The 1278-nt window shown below is 70.7% G+C and carries 2 protein-coding genes; both read left to right on the plus strand.

Features of this window, described 5'->3' with window-relative positions:
• Positions 1 to 109: 109 nt before the first annotated feature.
• On the plus strand, positions 110 to 742 hold the full coding sequence (locus GCU60_RS19680; RefSeq protein WP_163208337.1) for a signal peptidase I: 633 nt from the start codon (positions 110 to 112) through the stop codon (positions 740 to 742).
• Entirely contained in the window at positions 739 to 1209 is a 471-nt protein-coding gene (locus GCU60_RS19685; RefSeq protein ID WP_163208339.1) for a hypothetical protein, read from the plus strand. Before GCU60_RS19680 ends, GCU60_RS19685 begins: the two co-directional genes overlap by 4 nt.
• Positions 1210 to 1278: the final 69 nt, after the last annotated feature.

Here is a 1278-nt window from a genome sequence, read left to right on the forward strand (position 1 = left end):
ACAACACCTTCCAGGGCCAGACCAGCGCCTTCGCCCTCACCTTCACCGGCGTCCAGCGCACCGGCACCGCCCGCTGATCGCGGCCTGACGACCACTCGGAGACCACGCCATGACCACCGTCCACCCCGTCCGTCGCCCGGAGGCAGCCGACTCGCTGCCCTCGGCCGGGGACGAGCGCTCCACGGCCGGCCGCCGCGCCGACCGGGCCCGCCAGATCGTGGGCCGCACGGCCCCGTGGCTGGTCCGCGGAGTCATGGGGGTCGCCGTCCTGGTGTTCCTCCTGCTGGCCGTCGGACCGCACGTGTTCGGCTACCGCACGATGACGATGCTGACCGACAGCATGGCTCCCGAGATCGAGTCGGGTGACGTCACCGTCGTCACCGCCATCGGCGTCACCGATGTGACCGAGGGCATGGTGCTCGCCTACCACATGCCCATCGGCGACGGCAGCCTCGTGACCCACCGCGTCATCTCGGTCGAGCAGGCCGCGGACGGCAGCGTCCAGATCCGCACCAAGGGCGACGCCAACGACGAGGTGGACCCCTGGACGGCGACACTCGAGGGCGACACCGCCTACCAGGTGCGTGCCGTCGTCCCCGAGCTCGGGCACCTGGTGACCCTGCTCCGCACCCCGGTCGTCAACCAGGTCCTCATCTACGGGGCACCGCTCCTGCTGGCCACCTGGCTGCTGCTGTCGATCTGGCGTCCCCGCCGGTCGACGGACGAGGACGTCGAGGCATGAACCGCCTCCGACGGGCCTCCACCGTGATCGGCCTGTCCCTGGCCGTGGTCGTGGGCAGCGGGATCGCCGCCTCGGCCGCCTTCTCCGACACCACGTCGGTGCAGCAGTCGATCACCGCCGGCACCGTCGCCGCTCCCGCCTCGATGCGGATCGACGACTACTGCTCCACCACCACGTCCTCGTACTGGAACGGCACGACGACGGTCTACACCACCAACTACTGGTACAACGCCACGATCACCTGGCCGGCCAGCACCACCACCCGCGGGGTCACCGGCTACCGCGTCATGGCCCACCTCAACAACGGCCAGTCGGTGCTCATGGAGCAGACCACCGCCACCACGCGCACGGTCAGCGCCCGCGTCGAGCGCGCCTACCTCAACTACTCGCCCCGCATCTCGATCATCACCCTGACCAGCTACGGCTGGACGGCGGAGACCCCGCGATCGGCGGTGCTGGCGTGCTGACCCTCGTGCACTCCGTCGACACCGTCGACGAGCCCACCACCTCGGCCGCGACCACCGTCGTCGTCCCCG

Source organism: Blastococcus saxobsidens, assembly GCF_010682065.1.
In the GTDB taxonomy this organism is placed as follows: domain Bacteria; phylum Actinomycetota; class Actinomycetes; order Mycobacteriales; family Geodermatophilaceae; genus Blastococcus; species Blastococcus saxobsidens_B.